Below are 25,522 nucleotides of genomic sequence, written 5' to 3'. Positions count from 1 at the left end.
TAGTATGAATCAAAATCAATTTCACTATTTATTGAATAGTACTGCTTCCCCCTGGGTGATTTTAATTCGCCTATCTGTAGGATTGATTTTTTTACCAGAAGGAATTCAAAAACTAATATTCCCTGAAATGCTTGGTGCTGGCCGGTTTCTAGGAATTGGAATACCATACCCTGAAATCATGGGTCCATTCGTTGGATGGTTTGAAATAATTTGTGGCTCATTGATACTTCTAGGATTATTCACTCGTCTTGCTGCAATACCTCTAATTATTATTATGATTGTCGCTTTTATTTCGACAAAAATCCCTATTTTGCTAGGGAGTGATTGGTGGATTTTCCAGGTGCGGGAACTTAATCGCTATGGCTTTTGGAGTTTCATGCATGAATCAAGAACAGACTGGGCTATGTTAATGGAGGCATGTTATTTACTCATCGTAGGAGCTGGCCGCTGGTCATTAGACGCTTACCTAATAAAACATGAGTATTAAATTTATTAAATGTGAAGGCGGTGTTGCAATATAGGAATCATCTCCTATTTACAATAGAGCCTAAAAAACTATTTCACATTAAAAATATTTAATTGGGATTTTGAAAACGATTCATTGACCAACTAAGGGCATGAAAGCCTCTTATAGATTTAATGACTCAGTATGGATAGGATAATCATCTATCACATTGAAGGTAGAATATTTAGTACTACATGACTGTTCTTTATTAACTTCTAGTTTATTAACAACTTCAGAAAAATTTTTTTGGGATAGTTGATAAGTCAAACCTAGGACAGGGGTGACTTGTTCAAAAAAACATTTACTAAAAAATGACCCCGAATCAAAAGGAGCATCAATATCAGCTACGATTTGTTTAACATCCTCTGTCATAGCGTGAGTAACTATCAATTTCATTAAAGAGGTACCTATTTTTTTGTGTCTATCTTGGAGGTTTTCTTCTGTTTCTTTAAAGGCCCTAGCTAAAATATTCCATGGCGCTGTTAAGATATCATGTATATGGTAAGAAGGTATTATTTTTTGCCTACCAAATAAGGACAACGCATCCGTCGCATTTCCATAATATCGTTTCGCTCCAAATGCTATACCTTGTAATTCCTCATTATTATCAGTGATGATAAAGCAATCGATTTTCCTATCGGACAATAAAAAACTATTTATTCGTTCAAAAGCTTTATGCCAAGCATAAAGAAGAGTCGTCTTATTAAAATAATTCTTATTATATTTATCTTCATAATCTCTGATTGCAATTTGCCAGGCATTAATTTGTTCAATTAGATATTGCTTTATTTTCACATAATCATTAGGTAAGAGTAGCGTTGCTTTCATAACATAATTCTTAAAATTATCATTTAAGGAAATTTAATGTTTTCATAGTTTGATAGCAAGTTAATCTTAGTGCTCATATAAGATATTTGGGTCGCTCACTCTAATTCGCAAATTTTTATTTTGGCAAATTAAAATTAATAAAAGATATTGATAAAAACTGTAATCTCTAAGTCTTAAAAAAGGACCCTTTCTAATAAATTTATCTAATTTTTGTAGTGTCGCTAATTGTACATAAGTAATAGAGAATTAGTTAAATTATTATTGAAATGACGTAAAAATAGGTTGTGCTAGAATCAAAAAAATAAATGTTTAAAATAGCTCAAGATTTAAAAAATCATTTATTTCTGTCTTATATATATAATTACGGGTTATGAGAAAAAAATAAATTAGCTGATATTCGATTGTTAAACATATTTTGAATCCCTCTTGTCTATGAACTTGAGAAGGAACATTTATTTTTATCGGGAAATTATGGTTTGCTTTCGCAGTTTTGATAAAGATTGTTTTCAGCTTCTTGCTACCCTTGCCAAATAATAAACAATAAGTTTTATTGCGACCATGATTAATTACCCCACTAACTTTTAGGTTTCTTGCTGCTCTTTTGCCCGTATTCCTTATAGTTAAAATTGATACAGTAGATTGAAGTTGTAGATTACATGTAAATTCTGGCCGCTTAAGCTCAAAACATGTCAGTGCATCTAGTAAAAAACTTAATAACTCCCAAAAAGAAGTCATATTCACCTCATTGCTTCAGCTATTAAGCGTAATTGCAACAAAACCATGTCAATAATAACGGTATGTATCGTATATATTATCTGAAAGATTTGCTATAAATCGCTTTATTTACAAACCTTGGTAATCAATTATGCTTTTTAAAGACATTTCACGCGCCTCATTTTCAGACAAATATGCCTACCAGGAAGCTCAAATACTCAATCAGGTTAGCCTTGAAATATTAGCAGGCAACTATGTCAACTTAAAGGCACTCACAAAGACCTTTGATTCAGACATCCTTAAACAATTTATAAAAACTGAATCGACCCTAGGCATACTTATTCAAAACCTTCATACTTATTGTAAAAGTGCGGATGAGAAAGATTCTCATGCTTTATTTTTACAATCCCTTTTATATTCATTTGGAATAGGCTGTAATGTAGATTACAAACGTGCCATTGAGTACTTAGACAAGGCTATTACATTAAATAATAGTTATGCCATGTATAGTCGCGCATATCTACATAACCTAGGCTTAGGTGGGGATAAAAATCCCCCTGAAGCCATTAGACTTCTTGAACAAGCTATTAACCATGGCAATGTTGATGCTATGGTTAGCCTTGCCATCATTTATCGGATGGATGAGCCTGTTAATTATCCTGAAGCGATTCGCCTCTTGGAACAGGCTATTAAATTTGGCAATGTTTATGCCCTAGGTAATCGCGCCAGTATGCATCGACTTGGTCAAGGTGGGCCTGTCGACTATGCTAAAGCCATTCAACTTTTCGAGTATGCTATTGAACTTGGCGAAGAATATGCTATGTGTAATCGTGCATACATGTATCAGGCAGGTGAAGGTGAAAATATCAATTATCCTAAAGCCATTCGTCTTTACGAATGCGCACTACGCAAAGGCTATAAGAGCGCGCAAATTAGTCTTGATTATATTGAGATTGATAAGACGGTATCTCTTGAACTATTAGATGTTCTCTGGGAGGATTTAATTGATGGCAAATCCTTTAGCAAGCCTACCATAGCCGCTTTAAGTAAGTATTGTATAGAAGAAATTATTAATAGGATTATAAACTCACCTAAATTACCTAAAGAAACAAGTTTTAAGTTTTTAAAAGAACTATTAAACTCACACTCTACCCATCCACTTGCAAAAATTATTAGAGAAGAAATTAAAGAAGAATCCATAATAAAAAAATTGACCAATTACATAACATCATTTTTTTATAATCCAACTTCCACAAAACCTCTGGAAAAACGAGCTAAAAACCTTCGAAACACCGCCATGACTTTTTTTACTTTATGCAATCATCCAACTTCAAGCTCATTTAACTTAGTAAAAGATATCCAACATGCCATTTTATCTGAGGTACAACCAGGCATTGAAGAAGATATTGCGCAATATCAATATAAGCTATAAGTATTAATTCTGAAGGGTCTCAAAAAAAGACCCTTTCTGAAACTTTTCTTGCTCATAACATTCTAATTAAGTATCGCAATAATAGGATAGAATTTGATTTCTAAAAGTTTAAATAAATTATTAATCCTATACTGCTTACGCTACTATTAATGCATTGAAGTTATGCGCATGTTTAGAAAAGCAATTTAATATCTAGCTATATGAGACTAGAAATAAAGTATTATTCATCAATGAATGGTCTGCAATTACAGTTGGATTCTATCTAAAATTTAACTTTTCTTTCGTTGATATTTTTTGCAACGCGGCCCTTAATAATTCCTTAAGTCAATTAACGTATAATTTTCAACCAAACTGGTTTTATATAATAAAAATATGCTAAAACTATCACATGGCGACCTAATAGCACTTGGCAAGTGTCTTGGTTATGAATCAATGAAAGGTGGCCTATGTCAGGGATTCTCCGGCATGTGGGGTCAAGCTGTTTTAGCCGACGATGAGGTAAGCTTTTTTGAGCGACTTGACTTCATTAGTGCTTATAAAAGTGATTTTAACAAGTTAGCAGCACACATCGCTCAAGTTAAAGAACAGGTTAAAGCAAAGCAGGTACTTGATGCGAGGGCTCAAAAATACCTGCAAATTCTTTCTTTTTTTGATGGAATGCAGCTTTACTTAAATCCGCAATTTTATAGTGAGTTATTTCCCGATGCGTTTGTCTCACAAGACAAACTAACCACGATTTACCCGGTTGCTAAATCAGAGCAGTTAGAGCACGTTAAGTTTACTATTCTCTTTGATAAACCCTATGCGTTTAACCGAGAGTGCTTAAGGGCTTTTTTAAATGACCTGGCCAATCTATTAACAGAGGCGCCATCAAACTGCCCTATTTTGTTGGGTAATGGATGTCATAGCGTATGTTTGAAATACAATAAAAGACATAACCAATGGCATTATATCGATACCAATGATTTTGCCCGTTATGGGTCCCCTGAGTATGTTCGCATGTTAACGCCTACGGAGACAGTTGAGAGCTTGTTTCAATCCTTAAGGGGCAATAGCCATATCGTTTTTACAACCACCGTTTTGACTCGCCCTCATCAAGGCCTAGAAGCCCTACAAAAGCGCTTTTTAAACCTTTATCACAATTATCCTATTACAGCGGAGATTGCTGGGGTATTTAATTATTTCGGTATAGGATTAGTATACCTCGCTTGTCGAGGGGGCCACCTGACAGTGTTACAGGAACTACTCAAGCACCCAGACATTGCGATTAATCAAGCAGACAATAGTGGGACAACCCCGCTTTGGATAGCGTGTCAAAATGGTCACTTGACTATCATGCAGGAACTAGTCAAGCGCTCAGATATTGCGATTAATCAAGCAGACAATAGTAGGATAACTCCGCTTTGGATAGCGTGTCAAAATAGTCACTTGCCTATCGTGCGGGAACTAGTCAAGCAACCAGACATTGCGATTAATCAAGCCAATAATAATGGGGTAACTCCGCTTTGGATGGCATGTCAAAATGGTCACTTGACGATCGTACAGGAACTAGTCAATCACTCGGACATTGCGATTAATCAAGCAGACAATAGTGGGGCAACCCCGCTTTGGATAGCGTGTCAAAATGGTCACTTGACGATCGTACAGTATCTACTCAAGCGCCCAGATATTGCGATTAATCAAGCCAATAATAATGGGGCAATCCCGCTTTGGATAGCTTGTCAAAATAGTGATTTAACTATCGTACAGGAATTAGTTAACCACCCAGGTATTGCGATTAATCAAGCCCGTAGTGATGGGGTAACTCCGCTTTGGATAGCCTGTAAAAAGGGCCACTTGACGATCGTACAGGAATTACTCAAGCACTCAGATATTGCGTTTAATCAAGCAAACAATGATGGGGAAACTCCCCTTTATATAGCTTGCCAAAATGGCTACGACACAATTGTTGACTTGTTATTAAATCACGAAACAATCCAGGTAGATACAATTGGCCGGCAAGATCATACCCCGTTACAGGTCGCCTGCTTATCACCTGATACCCATAACAACACACACTTATTCCAATCATTAGTTAATAAAAACGCAAGCCTTACCCACTCAAATAACTTAGGTCAACGCGCCTTAGATATCGCCATTGAGCAAAGCAATAGAGCAGCACTCACCACCTTATTAAGTTTTGTAAAAACTCACCAGATTAACCCTCATACGGTAATGTCAAAAAATTCTTTGAAAAAGGCCATCAAATGGTCGAAAGAAAATTTGCCTGAAATTAGAGAGTACTTAATCAGTAGAAAACTTAAGCAACGTGCTGTCAAATCATTTCCATCAACTTTGTTTACGCGGGTTAAAGAAAAACGGAAAAAATCACCACACCCTCAAAGCAAATCAATCTGCAGAATGATGTAATCAGACCTTTTTTAAATGTGCGTTTATTGGCTAACTGCAAAGTCTCAAAAAAGGACCCTTTTTGATAAAAAGTAATATCAATCTTATTATACTAAGTTAGTAATAAAAGACACAGATACTAGGATATAGAGTCTAAGAGATCATTTAGAGTAATAAGTATCTTAAAACGAACATTATTTAAACTAAGAGACAGCATCTCATCCTTTGACATAAATTAGTAAGGATGAATGGACATATATAAGATAAGCTAGCAATAAAGATTTATCAAAGGAAGAACTAATGATGTTATTTTCTACACTTATTAAGGAATATGAGACAAATTATTTCAGGCATTTCCCTAAACAGGCACTTTTAAACTATCGATCTGATGCGAAGCTTGATGGCTTTCTTCTTTTGTTAAAATAGCCTTAATGAGAGATAAACATGTAAGTTGATTAGGAGCAAGAGTTACCTTAAAGAAATGATTTTTTTGCCCTGCTTGCAACTCTTTTTCAAAAAGCTCTATCTGATTTAATAGTGCTGCTTTATCTAAACTCTCTTGCATTGCATCTACTTCATTAACTAATTTGTTCAAAGCCTTTATATCATGACCGGATTTCACTGATTCCCTCAACGTATTTTTTAAAATAAATAAGATACGCTGCTGGGGTAGCAGTGAATGATAAATGGTTTTTTCGTTAGTGTCCTTGGGCAGCAAGTAATTTAGCACCTGCATTTTGAGCTCAGGGGTCAACTTGAGAAGATGTGCTGACAATTGAGTAAAAGGAATAAATCTCATTTTTGTTTCTTTTATTGCTTTATTTCGTTCTAAATAAGTTTCAATTAACTTTTTTTGCTCGTTATTAACCAGTGAAAGATTGTTTACTTTAGTAATAGAATAATTAGTTTTTAATAATTCTAATAAACAAGTAATAGACTTTTCTAAAAGCTTTTTATTCATATTAATAAAAGAAAATTGATTGGGTGAATGATATCGCGATAAAACTTTTTGTAGTTGCTGAGTAGAGCCGGATGCTGCAGCATAATGCGTTATATTGAAGCCATACTTGTTTGTTTCTAAAAGTTGCTCAGGATAATTATTTTCAAACCATGTTAACGCCTTAACACTGCCTGACAACGCAGCATAATAACCAGGCACGTTACCTGAATTGTCTCTTTTTAAGAATTCGTGGGGATAATTCCTATAAAACCAGTCCAGTGTTTGAGTAAAGCCCATCCAGGCAGCATTAAAAACTGGGCTAATTCCATTACTATCTTTTATAAGTAACTGCTGAGGGTAATGAACTTGCATCCAAGTTAGGGCATCAGCAGAGCCCGATAAAGCTATGTAGTGGCCATGAGTAACGTTCCCATAACTTCTCTCTAGTAATTGTTCGGGATAATTTGCTTTGAACCAATCTAAGGCTTTAGTACACCCAGACATTGCAGCATAGTGACTTGCCTTTCTACCTTTACTATCTCTTTTTACGAATTGTTCAGGTGAGTTCATTTTAAACCAATTTAAAGCGTCAACATTTCCAGCCCAGCTAGCATAATGAACTAATGCCCCTCCTACATTATCTGTCGCCTCTTTATATTCTTGTAGAAAATAGTCAGACACAGTTTTAGATGAGTTAAAAAACATCAATTGCCATGAAGCATCAATGACTAATGGATATTGATAAAATTGCATGGCGGGCTTTAATCGTATGTAGGCCTCATAGTAATTAAGCTGTTCAATCAAAAGGGTAGAGGATAGGCCTAAATCAATTAAACATGCTTTATAGTCTAAATTAGTATTGTGCATAAAAGACTTGCTTTATCTAAATTAAAGACACTTTATATCATAAGTCATTGAAAAACAAATAAATTGTAAGATTAATAAATGAGATATTAAAAAATAAAGCTTGGGTATTATTAAATAAATTAAAGAGTTAATGAAAACGACTCTTCGTCAGTTGTGTCTTCCAGAAAACCAGCTAACTTTTGGGCTGCATTTAACGCTAGAAAGGGTAAATCGTTCTCACTCTTTCTAAACATGCTTTGAAATTGGAGGGGACTTCGTTGGTTAGCAGTGCTGTTGTTACTAGAAGGTATTTTTATGTACTTGAATTGAGATTCACCCAAAGTTAATTCCTGACTTTTATCAACACTTGACTGAATTTCTTCTTGTTCTTCTGAAATAGTTTTAAAGGATGATGAATTTTCTATTGCCATAGTTTCATCACCAGAAATTTCTTTGGCAGGCGTTTCTAATAAAAACTGCATCTTAGTATTGCCATTTTCTTTAGCCCAATACAAGGCGTTACGCCCATACACATCAACCACATTACGATTTGCACCATGATCAAGCAAAATTTTTAGCATTTTTAAATCATTGCGACGAGCAGCAATCAGAATAGCGGAATTTCCTTCGTCATCTTCTTCATCAATGTTTAAAAGGTCATTCTTTTGAGTATAAGTATTTAACCATTCGATAATTGCTTCAGTTTGTCCTAACTTAGCCATTTCAATGATAGGTATCTGATACATAATTACGCCTTAATTTTGCTGCTATTTAGTTCAAATTTTATCGCTCTGGCAAAAAATAAGCAATTAATTAAACAACACTTTCGTTTGTTGCATGTTGTCAAATATTAGGAATAGGATAATTATCTATTATATTGAAAGTAGAATATTTAGTACTACACGATTCTTCTTTATTAACTTGTAGTTTATTAACAACTTCAGAAAAATCTTTTTGAAAGAGTTGGTAAGTCAAACCAAGGACTGGGGTAATTTGTTCGAAAAAACATTCACTAAAAAATTCCCCTGAATCAAAAGGAGCATCAATATCAGCTACGATTTGTTTAACATCCTCTGTCATAGCGTGAGTAACTATCAATTTCATTAAAGTTGTACCTATTTTTTTTCTATCCTGAAGGTTTTCTTCTGTTTCTTTAAAAGCTCTAGCTAAGATATTCCATGGCGCTGTTAAGATATCGTGTATATGGTAAGAAGGTATTATTTTTTGTCTACCAAATAAAGATAACGCATCCGTCGCATTTCCATAATATCGTTTCGCTCCAAATGCAGTACCTTGTAATTCCTCATTATTATCAGTGATGATAAAGCAATCGATTTTTCTATCGGACAATAAAAAACTATTTATTCGCTCAAATGCTTTATGCCAAGCATAAAGCAGAGTTGTCTTATTAAAATAATTCTTATTATATTTATCTTCATAATCTTTAATTACAATTTGTCAGGCATTAATTTGTTTAATTATATATGGCTTTATTTTCTTATAGTCATTAGGTAGGAGCAGTGTTGATTTCATAACATAATTCTTACATTTATCGTTTAAGGTAAATTTAGAGTATATAATCAGCTCATCTTAACTATGTAAATATTTATTTTTTCAAATTTATAAAAACGGTAATCTTTAAATATCAAAAATGATCTTATTTAAGATGGAATGTCTAACTATTACAAGGCCGGGCTTAAGAAATTAGACGCAAATTTAATAAATACTTTACTTAAAAATTAGGCTGTAGGTTATTAGAAGGTAACTGGTCGTTTAACAACACCTTATAATTTGTTGCAAAGATTTGTAGAACTGGGTCAGTTTCTGATGCCAGTTGCAAAATTTACAGCAAATCCTCGTTCTTTAGTTTCAATTGAATCACTTGGAGTAACACACTGATCTCATTGGGTGACAGGTGGAGGATAAATAGAGATAAACAATTAAGCGCTGCTTCACGTATCATCCTATCCTTGTCAGCCAGTTTTAACTGAACGGCTTGAAGTAACACGCTGACTTCACTGGGTGGTATTGAGGGATTAATAGGGTTAAACAATTGCGCGCTGCTTCTCGTACATTATTTTCATTATCCAGTAGTTTCAACTGCGCTTGTTGAAGTAATGGATTGATCTCACTGGGTGGCAAGTTGGGGATAAGCACGCCTAAACTTTTTAGCGCTATCTGTCTTACATTCCTGTCATTATTTGCCAATTTTAATTGAACAGATTGAAACAATCTACTCACTTTACTGGGTGACAAATGGGGAACAAGCAAGGTTAAACCCTTGAGCGCCACTTCCCGTATTTTCTTCTTATAATCTGCCAGTTTTAACTGAACGGCTTGAAGCAGCCTATCAAAATTGGTATTTGCGTTAAGATAAGGAATCAAGATAGTTAATAATGTAAACGCCTGATAAATTTCCTCATTATGTTGGCTCTTTAATTTAGACTCAATCTCATCCAAAGCGGCATCCATTAACACAAATTCTTGACCCTTTAATTTACCTAGTAGTTGTATTACCGCTAACTTATTTGTTAATTCAAACAAAGGATTTTTTATAAGCCGCAACAAAGTGTTTATGAGGCGATGATGATGGGACTTTGAGAAAATTATAATGGTTAGTGTCAAATGTGTTTGCGAATTCAATAAATTCATGACTAATCATTGTTGATAATTAACCGCCGCTTTCTCTTGCTTATCTAGTAAGGCAATCGTCGCTAGAAACGACTGTTGTTTATCTAACATGCCGCACTTTAAATATAACTCTTGAGCGGGCAGCTTTGAATAAATTAAAAGCAATGCATTAGTCGGTAGGCTTGAAAAAAAAGTTAAGGGGGGAAAGCATGATGCTCTTTAAATAACAAAAAAGTGTATTCTAGTGATTTTGAGACTTTTTAAAACAATTATTCTTTTTTTTGCATTTATGAAAAATCTTTTTAAAACGACTATTTAAAAACCAATTATTATCTGACTATTAAAATAACCTAATCGAAAATATATGTTGCCGCCTAATAAAGAATTATTATTTCTTAACTTTGTATTGTTTAGGTGTATTATATCCTTTGCTTTATTGAAAGCTAACATTGGAATTGTTTTTAAGGATTAATTAATAGTTTTATCTTTACTCGCATTAAGTAGTGGCATTGCTATTGCTGGTACCATGGGTCCTGTTTGTGTACCTGGAAATGTTACTGTACCTTGTGAATCTGTAGGGTTTGACGTAGGTATTCACGCTCTGTATCTAAGACCTGCTTTTAATGGCAACCAGTATGCTGATAATTTCTTAGGTTATAATACAAACGGAACATTCTTAGACAAACATGATGACTGGTTATGGGGCTTTAAACTTGAGGGTTCTTACCATTTTAGTACAGGCTCTGATATTACAGCAAGCTGGTATCATTTAAGAGATGATATTGTAACTTCGGGTAATACCTATGATAGCTTAGTCACAGGCAGCACGTTATCATTTGCTTATAATAAAGATAAGTATGCTTGGGATGCAGTTAACGTTGAATTTGGACAACATGCAAACTTTGGTATGTTTAAAGATGTGCGTTTTCATGCAGGTATTCAATATGTAAATATAAAGCTTCAAGAATATGCCCCAGTCACTATTACTACTACCGATGGTGATGTAATTCCAAACTACAATGATACTACTCAAAAATTTAAAGGTGTAGGTCCTCGTGTTGGTATGGACTTGGCTTATAATTTTAATGATGCATTCAATATTTATGGCAGACTTGCGGGTGCTTTATTAATTGGAGATGTTGATTCACTGGATAAATCGGGTGGCACGCTTCCTTTCTTTAATTCTTCTTCTACAACTATTGTTCCAGAGTTTGATGTTAAATTAGGTGTTGCCTACTCTTACAATATGCCAACGAGTAAACTTATTGTTGATGGTGGATATATGGCCACTAACTATTTTGAAGCCTTAACTCTAGTTTCAGGTGGAGTAACACCTTCCACTAGTTATGGGTTTCATGGACCTTATTTTGGTGTTAAATATATCGGTATGATGATTTAAAACTACAATTAATTCTTACATCAATAGACTAAGAGCTGCTCTCCACTTCCTTAAACTTTTTTGATGTAAGATTAATAAATATTCATGATTGTTATTTCCTAGCAAAAACTTAATACAGTAGGATTCATGCTAGGAAAATACAAGCTTTTATAGCAGCTATAGCGTATAATAAGAGGTAAGTAATTCGCTGTTTATACCAGTCTAATCATTTTTTAAGTTCAAACGCATAGCATAGCAGCCAACGATAAATGCTGATGTGGTCAATTGATAATCCTCGCTCTGCCAGCATTTCTTCTAGAACCCTATAGCTGAGGCCATATTTATAATACCAACGCACACATTGCAGAATGACCTCGCCATGAAAATGGCGCCATTTGAAATCGGATGAATTTTTTAAATTCATAGAAATAGCCAGCTAAATTCGCTTAGTAACATCCATCTTATTTTTGTAACGCTCCCAAAAAAAGACAATTCAATAAGTTATTTGTTTAAACAAAATCCGAAGTGTCCTTTATTAGAGAACAATTTAGTTTACATAGTTAAAATATAGCCAAAAATTAATTAACTAACTCATTGGTAATAAATACAAATGGAGCGCTCCTAGGGCTCAAATCCCCGACACCTTGGTCCGAAGCCAAGTAAGTATAAAGATAAAACTATAGCTAATTTTAATTAGTTGCAAAAAAATAATTTTTGTAGTTATAAATTATCTACCTTTTCTTTTGGTTTTAAAGTTACACTCTTCTGCTAATAGCTCTTCTGCTTGTTTTCTTTTAGAGAACAATGAGGAGCTTGCCAAAAAATAATGGTCCTTATTTAAGCTATGTTGATGAAAATTATGATTTATCGATTTAAGATGGTCTGTAATAAGGTTAGCAATCTCATTATGGCCCATTATTTTAGCAATATCATAAGGCTTCATTTTAACCTGTGTTGAAGATTGGTTTTTTAAAAACTCATGCATACGTTGACCAATTTCAGGATTTTGTTGTCTTTCTGACTCATCAGCTGCAAATTTTACCAAATAATCTATGGTTGATTCAAAAGAAATTTCAACATCACACCTTTTACTTGCTAGTAGTAATTTAACTACATCAACATGACCATATTGTGCTGCGATAAATACAGGTGTGGCATTATCTATTAGCGCTTTATTTAAGTCTGCATTTTCTATAATTAAAATCTCAATCACTGCAACATGGCCCCTTTTCGCTGCAATAAAAGTCGGTGTAGTACCATCTTCCGTGACTTTATTAATATCAGCTCTTCCTTTAATTAAGGCTGTCATAACCGAAGCATCACCTATTGCCGCAGCAATCATAGCAGCGGTTACACCATCTTTATCGGCTTGGTCAAAATCAGCACCCTTTTCGGCTAAAATAGTAATGACTGATAGGTGACGTAACCTTGCAGCGGCCATCAGAGGAGTTACGCCCTTTATATCGGGCTTATTTAAATTGGCGCCTTTTTCTGCTAAAAAAATAAAGGTCGAAATATAACCAAGTTCTACGGCCAAAGAAATAGGCGTTACCTCGCTTGCATCACCCTTATTTAAATCAACCCCTTTTTCAACTAAAATTGTAAACATTTGAATAAAATTATTTTCTACAGCAATATAAAGGGGGGTTTGACCTTTCGGCGTTGTTCTATTTAAAAAATCTATATCAACAACATCAACTAAAGTTGCCATAAACGCAGTATCATTTTGTTGAGCAGCTAATAAAGCCAATGTAATACCATCCTCACCTTGCCGCAGAGTGAATTCCTTTAATACCTCAGTACTTGGCCCTACAGGAATTAAGTTTTTTAATTCAAAATTAGTAATATTATTGGTAGTTAAGATAAAACTTGTATTAAAAGCAACATAGGGGGATGAATCCTTAGGATTAAGAGCCTTAATGATATTATCAACCAAATTATAATCTATAGCTGTCCTTGTCATCGTTGTTAAAGGCTGATTTATATCACGAAATAACCAACCTAAACTGGCTATATAACTTAATGAAATAGCATGATCATAGCTTGATAGTAAAAAACCAATGGGTTTATTCTTATCCTTTAAATTATTATTTATTAAATAAGCTAATTCATGAAGATAGTTGTAAAGTTCATCTCGTGCTAGAATTTTAGGCTGTAAATAGATTTCTTTTAAATGGCCTTGTGCCTCAATCATAGCAGAAGATGCTACGGGTGAAATAAGGGAAACATCATTTTGATTTAAATTTTGCTCAAATAAGGTAGTATATTTCTCAGGTGAATGAAATAGTTCTAAGCTATCAAAAAAAGCAAGTATGCCGAGTAAGGCGTTATCTTCATCAGAAAGACTTTGCCCTTTTTTAGATTGTGTTTGCTGTATTTTCGCCAACAGTAAGTCAGGTGGTAGGACTTGAATAAGAGCCATACGTAATTCAAAACGTCGAAGCTCCTGCTCGCCTAAAAAAGTTGCCTCTAACCAGCGCAACGAAAAACCATGACACAAACCTGCCGATTCCTTATAACCTAATAAGTTATGTAAATTTAATAATGCCCTATGCAATGCCATAAGATGATATATGATTAATATGATTGTTTAATTTTAGCACATATAAATTAAACAATTATTAATGAAAAGCTAACAAGGTTTTTCCTTTTCTACTTTTCTAAATAAAATATTGTTACATTGGAAATTTAAGCTGTTATATGAGGCATATTTTTTAAATTCTTTTATGGAGAACAGCAAAACATTATCTTATGCCTATATTAGACCATGCTTGTAATTTAATTTCTCATAATTTTGATAATATTTGCGACACAACTTTATTGATTTTTAACTGCTCTATAACCGTAACGCGAACGGGGGAAAACTTTTTCTAAAGAAGCTTATAAAAAACAATTCAACTTGCGATGTTAGCATTATCAATGCCTATTAGAATTCAATTTATAATTAAGTTATTAAAAAAATGAAAGTATAAAATTGGGGCTACAGGTTGACCGTTTGCAAATAAAATATTGTAATAACCGCTTAGAAGCTGAACATGGCAAGCTCAAACGACTCATTAATCCTACTTTAGGTTTTCAATCGATGAAAACAGCTTATGCCACCATTAAAGGCTTTGAAATCATGCGCATGTTTAAGAAAAAACAATTTAATTGTTGGATGTTCGGAGCACGTAATGAAGTATCCTTTATCAATGAACAAATTGACCTATATAGCTACGTTTAATATCTACTTAAAATTTATGACTTTGTAAATTTAATCTTGTTTGCAGCAGAAATAATATTACTGGTTATAATACAATTCATTTAATTGACTTAAATATAATTTTATTGCACTATAATTAAACAGTTATTTATAGGTTCTTTATTATGCTCTTAAATAAAGTCCAAAGAAATAAAGCATCAACTACTCATAAGAAAGAACAAAAAAATAAAGTTTGGGTTTATACTAATACTTGTACCGCTTATGAAGGGTCATTGAGTCATATTCCATTTCTAGAAGAAAAAATAAAATGCCAATTTTATAATGATAAACATGAATTGATTACATTAGAGAAGATTGGTACTACTGCTCAGAGCAATCGAAAGACAAAGGGGTTACATTTTAAACCTATCGTCGCTAGTACAAAAAGCTATTCATTAGAAGCCCCTATCTATACTAATTTAAGCACACCTTCAATTACTGCTTTACCGGCAATTTTTGTTGATTCTTTTGAAAATGAAAACGCTACTAATAACTATGGCTATTCATCAAATTATTCTACTCAAACACAGAATAATTTAACTCAAGAAATATTGGATATTTCTGAACCAGAACCAGTTTTGGCTGGAAATTATTACGCTGATTCGTTTAGTATTCCGCAAGAGTCAATCAGCACTATGCTTACAGTAAGGACCCGTAGACGACAAAAATTAAACACTGATAATCCTTGTTTTGACAATATAAATTTAAATAATTTGGTTACATCTATTAACGCAGAAGATGATGGAAATTGTTATTCATTCAATGCTTTCAACCAAACGAATAGATTTAACAATCAGCGCCTAGAGACCGCTGGACAACAACTAGAACATAGCTTAGATGTTCACAGTAAAAATTTAAGTGAACTTCAAAAAACTCTAACTTCGCTTAATCCTAATTTAACTTCTGAAAAATTCCAACCCATGTCAATAGAGGAGAATTATTTTTTAAATGTAACTTATTTACCACCAGGCTATCTTAATTATTTTAACGAACCCATTGAAGAATCACCCTATCCTGAATATGACACCGTCTCATATAACTCTACTGAAGAGGTTACGTTAGATGAAGAAACATCCTGTGAAGAAGACGTTAATTTGGAGGCGTTAACCTCCTGGCCAGATGATCTTGTTTTACAAGATTCAACTGATGTTTCTTTTGCAGAAGGAAGCCCAATAGTATTACCCTGGCGTCTAAAAGTTGATTAATCCCAAGCAGCATATTTAGTTTCACTTTTCTTAAAGAAATTAAAAATCTTAAATTCATTAAACTGTATTTTGGTCAGGTAAAGCCGGATATTTATGAGTAAGTCATCTACACAACGGACCGGCTTAACTAAGCAAGCATTCGCCTTGACATCCTGATTGACTAATTCCTGGGGATTTAACTCGGGACAATAGGGAGGTAAAAAAAATTTCATTATCATCCTTATGTTTTTCAACATAGCACTGCACATTTTTACTATGGTGGACTTTAAGATTATCGACGATTAGAAATACTTTTTGCTTAACCTGGCGGCGTAATCTGCCTAGAAATTCAATAAAGATTTGACTATCACAGTTGTTTTCAAAAACCATCCAATTCATAAACCCTTGCGGACTAATGGCAGCGAGCATATTAACTTTAAAGCGACTTCCTGTCTTTTTTATCACAGGCGTTTGGTTGACAAGGCCGTAAGTTCTGCCACGATTGTCACACGATTGCAATCCCATTTCATCTGCCCAATAAATTCTTGCGCCTTCCTGCATCGCGCGTGTTTTGATGGCAGGATAGGTTTCATTGAGCCATTGGGTTACTTTATTAGGATCTCTTTGATAAGCTTGTTTAATCGGTTTTTGCGAAGAAAAACCCAATCTCCTAAGAAGGTCTCGCAAGCCACGACCTGAATACTTTATACCAAAAGCCTTCTCAATATAAGCGCCTATCGCCTTACTATTCCACAACGTATAATCAAGGCCAATGTCATCAGGCGCCTGCCTTAGTAGGGTCTTTAGTAATCCTTCAATTTGGGCTGCTGATAAAAAGCACCGCGCTGATTCCTTTACACCACGTTTTTTATAATGAAAACTGTCCTCACCCTTTAACTCAAACTCCCGAACATATTTGATCACTGACGTGAGACTAAATCCGAATAATTTCGCGGCCATGCTTTTCTTAACATCATGGTGCACAACTGCATAGACTACTTTCTTTCGTAGCTCTAATAATACTTCTACTGGCAATTCCCTGTTACTCATCTTAAGAAAATTCAATCATAAAATTTGCCTAGAATAGCACAGCCAACCATCAACTTTTAGACGCCAGGGTAATAGAATTTGCCATCCATAAATTTCACAGTGTCCCTACATTACTAGCTCAACGTGATTACGCAAAAATTTCAAATCTTTGAAAATCCAGAAGTAATTATCAGGATAAGCCCATATACCTCTAATTACTAATATTATTAAAAAATAAAGCGTGCTTGAAAATATAAGAAACGACCCTTTTTGATAATTTTGACTCTGATAAAATAGTAAGTTTTGCAACAGAGCTATATAAACGGCCGCGTTGCAAATACTATCAAAGATAAGAAATGTTAAATTTTAGGTAGATCTCACTTGTAAAGTCCAAACTGCTCATTGATAAAAGACACTTCATTGCGAGTACCATACATCCAGGCCTTGAATTGTCCTTTCTTAAACATGCGCATGATTTCAAAGCCTTTGATAGTATTCTCATCAATTGACAGCCTAAAGTTGGTTTAATAAGCCGTTTGAGACCAACTTTAGACAATTATTAAGATATTTTTAAATTACTTGTAACATTCTCTTCAGTAGGCTCTTTTGGTGTTGCAGTAAAAAAACATCCTTGTCTTAAATCGCTTACTAATCCAGGTTGAAGAAAGGAAAATATATGTGTTTTTAATTCCGGAGACAGGTCGTTAAGTGAAACACTGGGTTCATCCGCGGCTATTGCTTTTTGAAAAAAAGCTATGCGGCTATCGCTTATATTTCTGGCATGACGCATTAATTCCTTAAAATCAGTATCAACTGGTACGCCAAAGAAGGTAGATATATTGTAAATGGCTCTGCCTACAAAATGGTTTAATTTAGCATCATGAGAACTAAGGATCGAGGTCACGGGATGTAAAGAATTTAACTTCAATTGTTTTAAAAAGAAAAGACTAGTTCCTTCAGGTGAAGTTTTTAGCCGTTCTAAAAGAGTTTTGCTACAATATTTACTTAGGTAAGATAAGGTTTCTTGAGTAAACGATTCACCCGCTATCAACTCTTTCCAAAGGGTATTTAACAAATCCTCAGCAAGTTGTCCCTCGTCAGAAAGAATACTTTCTATCTTTTCTTTGAGATTATTATTTATATTGTTATCTTTGCCATTATTATAGCGATATGCTCTCTCATACCATTTAATCGCTTTGGAAAGATTAAGATTTGTACCTAGTCCGCATTCATGCATATGAGCGCAATTACCTGTAGCGTCTATATGTTTTAATTGACTTGCCTGCTTATATAATTTCATGGCCTCAGAATAATTAATGTCGCCACCATGCCCCTGGCAATACATCCAGGCACGGTCGTTCATTGCATCTGCATCTCCTAGTTCAATAGCTTCTTCGAATAGTCTAATTGCCTCAGAATAATTAACGTCGCCACCTTGACCTTCGTAATACATTAAGGCACGTTTTCTCATTGCGTTGGAGTCACCTAATTGAATTGCTTGCTCATAGAGTTCAATAGCCTTAGAAAAACTTATTTCACCACCTTCCTCATACCCATATTGATGCATCATGGCTCTCTCAATCATTGCAGGAGTGTAACCTAATAAAATTGCATCTTCATATAACTTGATAGCCTTAGGAAAATCTTTATTTGATAGATATATTTGTGCCTGAGAATTCATTGCGACAACATTACCTAAACTAATTGCTTTATCATATAATCGCATGGCCTCAGAAATATTTATATCTCCACCTTCACCCCACTGATGCATTGCAGCGCGCTCTATCATAGAAAAGCTATTACCCTGGGTAATAGCTTTTTCATGATAATAGATAGCTTGTTTATCGTCTTTAGGTCTCTCAATGCCTAAATAACAAAATACACCTTCTAGAAACAAGGCATGCGAGCAGTTCCAATCTAGCTGTTTTTGGCATTGACGACTAAGTGCCCTAATACTTTGGCTAAGAGATGTATCTTTAACGTTAGGTGAGGCAGAAGAAATAGAAACCAACGTTGTTGTCAATAAGAATAAATTAGTATAGTTTCCAGCAAGTACTTGCTGACCAATGACCGTAACTAGGTCAGTGTTACTATATTTTTTTAGGTCTTTAAGGGTAATTTCTGTGCTATTAGTGATTGGCATTTATATGGTACTATATAATACAAAGAATTTAATATTAACACTAATTGTACATTTTGTAAACTATAAGTAGACTTCTGCACACTAAAAAATATTATTTTTTATCTTATTAATGGGTTAACGTCCGCAGTACGAGTAATTTTCTCTAGGATATAAGATATTATAATTTAGGCCATGCTTAATAGTGAAGCACGCAAAGCGTAATCTTACTGCGATTTATTATATACCTAGGTCTACCAATTACTTATAAAAGAATACTTCATCCCTTATGTTGCAGATTACATCTAAATTATGACAATTTTGGTTGTATTTAAGTAAATCAATAGATCATGCTGTTAGGATTAACTTAGTGACCAATTTATTTTATCAACATCAAATATGCATTAATACTATTTTCATTGATTCACTCATTACTATTTTTAAGTCTCGGAAAACGACCGTTTTTTGAGACTCCTCACGCTTCTACTCCCCTACTCCCAACTTTCCTTATTCAGCCTGGGTTTTTACATTGCTATTTTTATTATATTTCCATATCATAATCAAAGTATTAGATACTCGTTAAAAATAACAATAATTGAGAAAAGTAATGTCACGATTAATTGGCTATGCCCGCGTTAGCACCATTGAGCAAAATTTAAACTTACAAGTCGATGCCCTTCTAAAAGCCGGCTGTCAAAAAAATCTTATTTTTAAAGATAAAGTTTCGGGCTCCAAAAATGAGCGACCTGGATTAAACCAATGTTTAGAGCATTTAACTTCTGGAGATGTGTTAGTCGTCTGGCGCCTTGACCGCTTAGGCCGTTCGATGGTGCATTTAGTAACGCTTATAGAAACGTTACGCGAAAAAGGGGTCGGATTTAAATCCCTCTGTGATGGTGCGATTGATACGACTACGGCCTCGGGTGAGTTGGTCTTTAATATTTTTTCTTCCATGGCCCAGTTTGAACGACGCCTTATTCAAGAGCGAACTCAAGCAGGTCTTTCTGCAGCACGTGCACGAGGCAAAAAAGGTGGACGCCCTAAAGTGGATAGTTCTAAGATTCAAGCGGCTAAACGGATGCATCAAGATAAAGCCTTGGCTATTGCTGATATTTGTAAAGTACTTAATATTTCAAAGCCTACACTTTATCGATATTTATCTGCATAATCAGAAAGCTAATTTTTACTTAATTAAGTATTAGGTCCATATATTTTCTTGCTTTAAACCTGACGCTATTGATAAATTATAGAATAATTTGAAAAAAATAATGCTTATATATCCTATACTTAAACATGGGGGATATATGAAATTAAAAAATAGCGCGCTTTCTTCAATAGCTACAGAGTTAGCTACTTACATTGCTTATCAATGGGAAAAAGGACCACCTTCTTTAGACCATTCTACTATCTTCATTATTAATTTAATAGAAAATTTTAAGCCTGCCAATGTTTATGAATTTCAAAATTCTAATGAATTACAAAGCGTTAATATGAAGGACCTCGATTTTGATGATCAACTACAAATTGTAACCACTTCTATGCAAATATTGGCAGCAAAACAATTAGGAGCTCAGAATTATAAATATCTCACAACTTCCGATAATATAGAATTGAATAAAGAACGAATGTCACCAATATACAATCAAGTTACTCTTTTTTTACTCAAACAACATATTGCTAAGAAGGAAAATCCATTAGAAAAAAAAAGAAATAGATAAAATCAAAAGCGAGCAACATTCCATTAATGATAAAATTAAAGCTCTAATTGAACTTTATCAAAGAAAGGATAATTTAAACGTAGATAATAGTCCCCGCCCTTTACTCTTTATACAATTGAAGGCCATAGAAAAAGTTATAGAGCTTGAAATAGAACGAATTAGGACAAAACAACCTAATGATAAAAGAATTGATATATTAAATTCCACATTAAAAAAAATAAATAAAACCAGGCTCTACTCTGAAATACAATATGCGAATAATCCACACGCCTTAAAAAATTGTCATCGTGAAATAGAAAAGACAATCAAAACTGAATTACTTGATAATGGTAAATTAGAATCACCCTCCTGGAAGGAAAGATTTGTTCAAGGCTTATTAAATGCACTTATGAGTTTTAGTTTTGGCCGCTCTTCTGGTGTATCTAATACTGGGTTAAGTTTTTTTAAAAGCAAAACACAAGAAAATGTTGAAGAAATATATCATTTTCTTAATGAGAATAAACCAAGTTAATATTAAAACCTAACAAATAATATATCACAATAAAAATACAAAAATTTAGACCTCTTGTTTTTGGAATTTCAGCCAGTTAAATTAATAAATATAAATTTTTTACTGTAAAGATTATATAAATAAGGGTGTCGTTTCACTCTGTAAATACCAAGAACAGTTCCTAAAATTATGAAATTAGGCTTTGGCTTTATTATGGTATTGTTTTGAACTGTTCATTTTTACGGCTATAAAAATTAAATCTTTCAATACAAATTCTATTAGGTTATCCAATGAACGAAACTTAAATAATTAAAGGCTTTTAAAATGTTAATGTGCTAAATTTAATGCATATCGAATAGACAAGTTTAGCAAAATTACAGATAGGCTTTTTAGGTGAGCTTATAACACAACTAGCTATTTTCCCCGACTACTGCACAAGGTTATCCCCAGAATTTGTGAATAACTTATCCTGTCGTTTAATATTTTAAATTAAACTAATTTTTTATTTTAATACCATCTAAATCACACGATTAGTTCAGTAAAATTAGTATATTATTCAGCTAATCCAGCTCCTAATAGATAATATATTAATTTACGAAAACTCTATTGATCAATAAGAATTAATTAGTTATTTGAGAATCATATAGTAATCTATTAGCAATCATTTAGTATTCTATTAAAAAGCATATAGTATGCGTTAAATAATCATCTAAGAATCATATAAGTAACATAAAAGAATCATATAATTATCATTTAGGAATCCTAATAGAAATCAACCTAATTTAATTTTCATTATAATCAAAGAGGAACTTCGAAAGAAACTGGCTCATTAATACCCTTTTACATTAAAATTAAGTCTATATTTTTCTTCAAATGGATATCAAATAGAAATCCAAACAAGTTCTCTTAAGCAATTTAGTAATCAATTAGATATCATAATAGAAATCATTTAAGTTAAATATAATAGTAATAATAGTTATAAAACTATTACTTTAAACCATGTAATATAATTAATAATTTTTATAGTGTTTTTATTGACTTACCAAAAATCCATGTTTAAGATTAAATGATAAATTGCAATAAAACTTAAACAAAGCAATCAGGAGATGAGATGATGGATCCCAAAATGCTCGTTAGCGAGGCAGCGGAAGCATTAGGAGTAACTGCTCAAGCTCTTCACAATCAAATTAAACGTAAAGAGCTACAACATGTGAAGAGTAGAAATAGAGTTTATTTTGGCCATCAAACAGCTAAATCTCTCTTATCTCTCAACTTTAAACCTCAAATACTATGTTTTCAAATTGTAAAGGGCGGTACTGGAAAAACTTCTATGTGCTTGGCTATAGGAGTTCGTGCATCTCTATATGGAGCAAAAACTCTGTTAATTGACCTCGATCAACAAGGTAACTTAACCAAAGCATGTAGAATAAATACGCATGATAACCCAATAATGATAGAGCTTATTAATCAAGATATTCCAATCGAAGAAGGGATTATTCCAGTGTGCGATGGTCTTGATATTTTACCAAGCCGCATTGAAAATGCCTTATTAGATAGCAATTTAATGTTGAAGCGGTTGCCCCTTGATCGAGTGTATAAAGAAATGATTACACCTCTCAAAGAGAAATATGATTTAATCCTTATTGATTGCCCCCCTGCTCTAGGTAGCTCTGTCACTGCTGCAGCTTTAGCGTCAGAGCGAATAATTGCACCTGTCACACCTTCTGAATTTAGTTTAGAGGGTTTAGAAATTACTAAGCAGGAAGTTAAGAATATTGAAAAAAATTTCCATACTTCTTTAGTATTAAGCCCTCTTTTAAATGAGTTTGATGTTAGAACTTCTTTGTCGCATGAAACCATGAAGTTTCTTATGACACACTATGAAAATAGTTTAATCCGTTCTGTTATTAGAAAAAGTCAAGAATTTGAAAATGTATTAACTAAAGGGGAATCAATTTATGACTCCCTTAATAACTCTCCAGCTAGAGAAGATGTTGATTTACTAACTAGAGAGATATTAAACATTGGCTCACCTGACAACAAAGAGCTAGGAGATATAACTCGAGCATCTACCAATAAAAATTTATCTAATAACCTTGTGAAGGCTTAATAATTAGATTTAAGGAAAAAATTGATGCCTACATTAGATGAATTAACTAAGAAATCAAAAATAAAATTTAAAAAATCTGATTACAGACCATGGAATTACATGGATGAATTAGATAAGGAATCAAATAGTAATCAATTAGAAGTCAAAAAGGAATCGCCGTCGAAAGTATTAGAAACTAATGATGATAATAAGTTTCACAAAAATTTTGATTCAAAAATTATTGAAGAAAAGATAGTTGCTATTCCTGCAGAGCCTATATTCCACAATACCGAAACAGCTTTAGATATTATATTTAGAATAACAGGGCATCAAAAGAAAATATTTTTATTTATAATTGAGCGATGTCTTATTAGAGGCATGTTATCTACAGGAGTCATTAAGGGTGAAACGCTTGCTGAAATAACCCAGACTAGTTTGAAAATGGTAAAGACTTCTATACAAAGGCTAATACATAAAAATTTAATTTTAAGAGAAAAAGGTAAAACTGGGCGTGGCGGCTTTTATTCTTTTAGAATAACAGAAGTAGTCAGAAATGCCGCTTTAGAATACAGAAGAATGGTTAAATTAGATAATCCATTAGAAATCAATAGTGAATCATATGGAAATCAATTGGGAATCAAAAAAGAATTAGTTAGTGAGAAGAAGAGTATATTACCTCCCGAATGGGAGGGAATTAATATTCTTCCCTTAGAGCACATAGGCTTTAACAAAAGCCATCTAATAGATATTTTTGAAACAGGACTTATTGAACCACAAGTTGTACAAGAATCAATTTTACATTATTCCTATGGTTTGGAATATGAATCTACTAAATATAAACAATATGATAATCCTCTTAATGTGTTTATAGGTAGATTAAGGAAAGGTAAGCCTTGGTTTGAGAGCAACTATAGATCTCCCCAAGAGCTTGCACAATTAGAGCTAATAAAAGCAAAAAAAAATGAAGTTGAAAGAATAAAACAGTTAGAAGAAGAAGCCTATAAATTAGCATTAGCAGAATGGCAGGGCACTCTAACCCAAGATGAAATAAAAAAGATAACTGCCAAAAAAAATAATCATAGTGATTTTATGCCTCAGAATGCAAAATTAAGCCTGTATTTTAAAGATGTTATTTGGCCCCTAAAAAAAACAGACTATCTAATTTTAGAATGAACAAACATCACAGACTTTAATATCTAAGAAATCCATAATTAATATTCCGGCTTGTCAAAATTTGATAAATCTTATGTTTTTTAAAAAATGATTTCTATTAGATTCGTAATTGATTCCTATATGATTCATTATTGATTTATATTTGATTACCAATTTTGAATTTGTTTAAATAATAGGATTGATGCTCATTTCGGCGTGACTTAACCCTGTTGAGAAAATATTTTATAAATTCCACCAAATTAAACTTTTAGTAAATAGGTTTTCTAAGGCTTATACGTTGCAGAGGAAGAGAAATTACTACTTTTATCATTAATAATTTCAAGTTTAACAGTAGGTTTATTAGCCTTAACAAGCAAACACCAAAACCTTACAGGTATTAATTCATCTTCATCACAATTTGCTTGCCTTAAAAACTCATTTGCAAAGTCATTTAAAAACTCTTCCTTCCTATCTTCCGGGATTTGCTTAATTTGAGAGCCGGCAGCGCTGAAAAAGTTTTTAAGCTGTTCCTTGGTATCAAAGAAATAAGTCATCTCTTCCTCAATAAGTTCATTTACATATAATCCAGATTTTGAAACCATGTCTTTATATATTTTAGGATTGAAAAACGAGCGAGGATTATCAAAATTTAAAAAATATTGATTCCACTTTTGACTAGAACAAATTTTATCAAGTACCTGGTGATATAAAGATTTTTTATGAGATAAAAGTAGAACTATTTGTGCACCTGGAACAGCAGCAGCTGAGATGCCATCCAATGCTTCTTGTTGTTTTTTAACCCAGTGTAAACAATTGAAAGAAATAAGAATATCAAATT

Annotated in this window: 20 protein-coding genes and 3 pseudogenes; 11 read left to right on the top strand and 12 right to left on the bottom strand. The window is 33.3% G+C overall.

Annotation, left to right across the window (positions count from 1 at the left end; translation table 11 throughout):
* The first annotated feature begins 4 nt into the window (after positions 1 to 4).
* Entirely contained in the window at positions 5 to 487 is a 483-nt protein-coding gene (locus tag DYH30_RS17550; RefSeq protein WP_115333040.1) for a DoxX family protein, read from the top strand.
* Between the two features lie 141 nt (positions 488 to 628).
* On the opposite strand, the gene DYH30_RS17545 is transcribed toward DYH30_RS17550, so the two are convergent.
* Together DYH30_RS17545 and DYH30_RS17540 are read right to left on the bottom strand one after the other, a co-directional pair.
* Positions 629 to 1,333, bottom strand: coding sequence for a hypothetical protein (locus DYH30_RS17545; RefSeq protein ID WP_115333039.1), 705 nt, complete (start codon positions 1,331 to 1,333; stop codon positions 629 to 631).
* Between the two features lie 309 nt (positions 1,334 to 1,642).
* On the bottom strand, positions 1,643 to 2,068 hold the full coding sequence (locus DYH30_RS17540; protein ID WP_115333038.1) for a hypothetical protein: 426 nt from the start codon (positions 2,066 to 2,068) through the stop codon (positions 1,643 to 1,645).
* Between the two features lie 130 nt (positions 2,069 to 2,198).
* Between DYH30_RS17540 and DYH30_RS17535 the strand changes: the two genes are divergently transcribed.
* Together DYH30_RS17535 and DYH30_RS17530 are read left to right on the top strand one after the other, a co-directional pair.
* The gene (locus DYH30_RS17535; protein WP_115333037.1) at positions 2,199 to 3,479 is read left to right on the top strand and encodes a tetratricopeptide repeat protein; all 1,281 of its coding nucleotides are present in this window, start codon (positions 2,199 to 2,201) and stop codon (positions 3,477 to 3,479) included.
* A gap of 372 nt (positions 3,480 to 3,851) precedes the next feature.
* Positions 3,852 to 5,888, top strand: coding sequence for an ankyrin repeat domain-containing protein (locus DYH30_RS17530; RefSeq protein ID WP_115333036.1), 2,037 nt, complete (start codon positions 3,852 to 3,854; stop codon positions 5,886 to 5,888).
* A gap of 337 nt (positions 5,889 to 6,225) precedes the next feature.
* Here the strand turns inward: DYH30_RS17530 and DYH30_RS17525 are convergent, their stop codons facing one another.
* The 4 genes from DYH30_RS17525 to DYH30_RS17510 all read right to left on the bottom strand — a co-directional run bounded on the left by DYH30_RS17525 (position 6,226) and on the right by DYH30_RS17510 (position 10,305).
* The gene (locus tag DYH30_RS17525; RefSeq protein ID WP_115333035.1) at positions 6,226 to 7,674 is read right to left on the bottom strand and encodes a hypothetical protein; all 1,449 of its coding nucleotides are present in this window, start codon (positions 7,672 to 7,674) and stop codon (positions 6,226 to 6,228) included.
* 119 nt (positions 7,675 to 7,793) lie between these two features.
* Positions 7,794 to 8,399 (bottom strand): ankyrin repeat domain-containing protein, encoded by a 606-nt coding sequence (locus tag DYH30_RS17520; protein ID WP_115333034.1) that lies wholly within the window; start codon positions 8,397 to 8,399, stop codon positions 7,794 to 7,796.
* Positions 8,400 to 8,496: 97 nt separating this feature from the next.
* Positions 8,497 to 9,003, bottom strand: a complete 507-nt coding sequence (locus DYH30_RS17515; RefSeq protein ID WP_115333033.1) for a hypothetical protein — start codon at positions 9,001 to 9,003, stop codon at positions 8,497 to 8,499.
* A 633-nt stretch (positions 9,004 to 9,636) separates the two neighbouring features.
* Positions 9,637 to 10,305 carry a hypothetical protein gene (locus DYH30_RS17510; RefSeq protein ID WP_115333032.1) on the bottom strand — a complete coding sequence of 223 codons (669 nt, stop codon included), beginning with the start codon at positions 10,303 to 10,305 and terminating at the stop codon, positions 9,637 to 9,639.
* A gap of 505 nt (positions 10,306 to 10,810) precedes the next feature.
* Between DYH30_RS17510 and DYH30_RS17505 the strand changes: the two genes are divergently transcribed.
* Positions 10,811 to 11,683, top strand: a complete 873-nt coding sequence (locus DYH30_RS17505; protein WP_115333031.1) for an Lpg1974 family pore-forming outer membrane protein — start codon at positions 10,811 to 10,813, stop codon at positions 11,681 to 11,683.
* Between the two features lie 208 nt (positions 11,684 to 11,891).
* On the opposite strand, the pseudogene DYH30_RS18515 reads toward DYH30_RS17505, so the two are convergent.
* Positions 11,892 to 12,086 (bottom strand): annotated as a pseudogene (locus DYH30_RS18515) (IS6 family transposase); the annotation flags it as partial.
* Between the two features lie 303 nt (positions 12,087 to 12,389).
* Positions 12,390 to 14,225, bottom strand: a complete 1,836-nt coding sequence (locus tag DYH30_RS17495; protein ID WP_115333030.1) for an ankyrin repeat domain-containing protein — start codon at positions 14,223 to 14,225, stop codon at positions 12,390 to 12,392.
* Positions 14,226 to 14,660: 435 nt separating this feature from the next.
* On the opposite strand from DYH30_RS17495, the pseudogene DYH30_RS17490 reads away from it, so the two are divergent.
* Together DYH30_RS17490 and DYH30_RS17485 are read left to right on the top strand one after the other, a co-directional pair.
* Positions 14,661 to 14,885, top strand: a pseudogene (locus DYH30_RS17490) (DDE-type integrase/transposase/recombinase); the annotation flags it as partial.
* Between the two features lie 143 nt (positions 14,886 to 15,028).
* Complete coding sequence (locus DYH30_RS17485; RefSeq protein ID WP_115333029.1) at positions 15,029 to 16,108, top strand: hypothetical protein; 1,080 nt, start codon at positions 15,029 to 15,031, stop codon at positions 16,106 to 16,108.
* Positions 16,109 to 16,231: 123 nt separating this feature from the next.
* Here the strand turns inward: DYH30_RS17485 and DYH30_RS17480 are convergent, their stop codons facing one another.
* The 3 genes and pseudogenes from DYH30_RS17480 to DYH30_RS17470 form a co-directional block, all read right to left on the bottom strand.
* Positions 16,232 to 17,137 carry an IS630 family transposase gene (locus DYH30_RS17480; RefSeq protein ID WP_115333028.1) on the bottom strand — a complete coding sequence of 302 codons (906 nt, stop codon included), beginning with the start codon at positions 17,135 to 17,137 and terminating at the stop codon, positions 16,232 to 16,234.
* A gap of 356 nt (positions 17,138 to 17,493) precedes the next feature.
* A pseudogene (locus DYH30_RS17475) lies at positions 17,494 to 17,657 on the bottom strand (IS6 family transposase); the annotation flags it as partial.
* 18 nt (positions 17,658 to 17,675) lie between these two features.
* A complete protein-coding gene (locus DYH30_RS17470) occupies positions 17,676 to 19,259 on the bottom strand; it encodes a tetratricopeptide repeat protein (RefSeq protein WP_115333027.1) in 1,584 nt (527 codons plus the stop codon).
* 583 nt (positions 19,260 to 19,842) lie between these two features.
* Here DYH30_RS17470 and DYH30_RS17465 point away from each other — a divergent pair.
* From DYH30_RS17465 to DYH30_RS17445, 5 genes are all read left to right on the top strand, one after another.
* Complete coding sequence (locus DYH30_RS17465) at positions 19,843 to 20,403, top strand: recombinase family protein (RefSeq protein ID WP_115333026.1); 561 nt, start codon at positions 19,843 to 19,845, stop codon at positions 20,401 to 20,403.
* 136 nt (positions 20,404 to 20,539) lie between these two features.
* Positions 20,540 to 20,953, top strand: a complete 414-nt coding sequence (locus tag DYH30_RS17460; protein WP_115333025.1) for a hypothetical protein — start codon at positions 20,540 to 20,542, stop codon at positions 20,951 to 20,953.
* 115 nt (positions 20,954 to 21,068) lie between these two features.
* On the top strand, positions 21,069 to 21,464 hold the full coding sequence (locus DYH30_RS17455) for a hypothetical protein (protein WP_115333024.1): 396 nt from the start codon (positions 21,069 to 21,071) through the stop codon (positions 21,462 to 21,464).
* Between the two features lie 1,090 nt (positions 21,465 to 22,554).
* Positions 22,555 to 23,553, top strand: a complete 999-nt coding sequence (locus DYH30_RS17450) for an AAA family ATPase (protein WP_115333023.1) — start codon at positions 22,555 to 22,557, stop codon at positions 23,551 to 23,553.
* A 24-nt stretch (positions 23,554 to 23,577) separates the two neighbouring features.
* Positions 23,578 to 24,705: a hypothetical protein gene (locus DYH30_RS17445; protein ID WP_115333022.1), complete on the top strand. Its 1,128-nt coding sequence runs from the start codon at positions 23,578 to 23,580 to the stop codon at positions 24,703 to 24,705.
* Positions 24,706 to 24,968: 263 nt separating this feature from the next.
* Here the strand turns inward: DYH30_RS17445 and DYH30_RS18115 are convergent.
* The coding region (locus tag DYH30_RS18115; RefSeq protein WP_160116255.1) for a class I SAM-dependent methyltransferase at positions 24,969 to 25,522 on the bottom strand (554 nt) is incomplete at its 5' end.

Source organism: Legionella busanensis, from assembly GCF_900461525.1.
Classification (GTDB): domain Bacteria; phylum Pseudomonadota; class Gammaproteobacteria; order Legionellales; family Legionellaceae; genus Legionella_C; species Legionella_C busanensis.
This window is presented reverse-complemented; position numbering and strand designations above follow the sequence as displayed.

Bases quoted from the DNA above. Each gene is read 5' to 3' on its own strand.
- DYH30_RS17525 (WP_115333035.1), bottom strand. From the start codon at position 7,674: ATGCACAATACTAATTTAGACTATAAAGCATGTTTAATTGATTTAGGC.
- DYH30_RS17445 (WP_115333022.1), top strand. From the start codon at position 23,578: ATGCCTACATTAGATGAATTAACTAAGAAATCAAAAATAAAATTTAAA.
- DYH30_RS17510 (WP_115333032.1), bottom strand. From the start codon at position 10,305: ATGAATTTATTGAATTCGCAAACACATTTGACACTAACCATTATAATT.
- DYH30_RS17505 (WP_115333031.1), top strand. From the start codon at position 10,811: ATGGGTCCTGTTTGTGTACCTGGAAATGTTACTGTACCTTGTGAATCT.
- DYH30_RS17450 (WP_115333023.1), top strand. From the start codon at position 22,555: ATGATGGATCCCAAAATGCTCGTTAGCGAGGCAGCGGAAGCATTAGGA.
- DYH30_RS17480 (WP_115333028.1), bottom strand. From the start codon at position 17,137: ATGAGTAACAGGGAATTGCCAGTAGAAGTATTATTAGAGCTACGAAAG.
- DYH30_RS17530 (WP_115333036.1), top strand. From the start codon at position 3,852: ATGCTAAAACTATCACATGGCGACCTAATAGCACTTGGCAAGTGTCTT.
- DYH30_RS17540 (WP_115333038.1), bottom strand. From the start codon at position 2,068: ATGACTTCTTTTTGGGAGTTATTAAGTTTTTTACTAGATGCACTGACA.
- DYH30_RS17550 (WP_115333040.1), top strand. From the start codon at position 5: ATGAATCAAAATCAATTTCACTATTTATTGAATAGTACTGCTTCCCCC.
- DYH30_RS17535 (WP_115333037.1), top strand. From the start codon at position 2,199: ATGCTTTTTAAAGACATTTCACGCGCCTCATTTTCAGACAAATATGCC.
- DYH30_RS17520 (WP_115333034.1), bottom strand. From the start codon at position 8,399: ATGTATCAGATACCTATCATTGAAATGGCTAAGTTAGGACAAACTGAA.
- DYH30_RS17485 (WP_115333029.1), top strand. From the start codon at position 15,029: ATGCTCTTAAATAAAGTCCAAAGAAATAAAGCATCAACTACTCATAAG.
- DYH30_RS17545 (WP_115333039.1), bottom strand. From the start codon at position 1,333: ATGAAAGCAACGCTACTCTTACCTAATGATTATGTGAAAATAAAGCAA.
- DYH30_RS17470 (WP_115333027.1), bottom strand. From the start codon at position 19,259: ATGCCAATCACTAATAGCACAGAAATTACCCTTAAAGACCTAAAAAAA.
- DYH30_RS17465 (WP_115333026.1), top strand. From the start codon at position 19,843: ATGTCACGATTAATTGGCTATGCCCGCGTTAGCACCATTGAGCAAAAT.
- DYH30_RS17460 (WP_115333025.1), top strand. From the start codon at position 20,540: ATGAAATTAAAAAATAGCGCGCTTTCTTCAATAGCTACAGAGTTAGCT.
- DYH30_RS17495 (WP_115333030.1), bottom strand. From the start codon at position 14,225: ATGGCATTGCATAGGGCATTATTAAATTTACATAACTTATTAGGTTAT.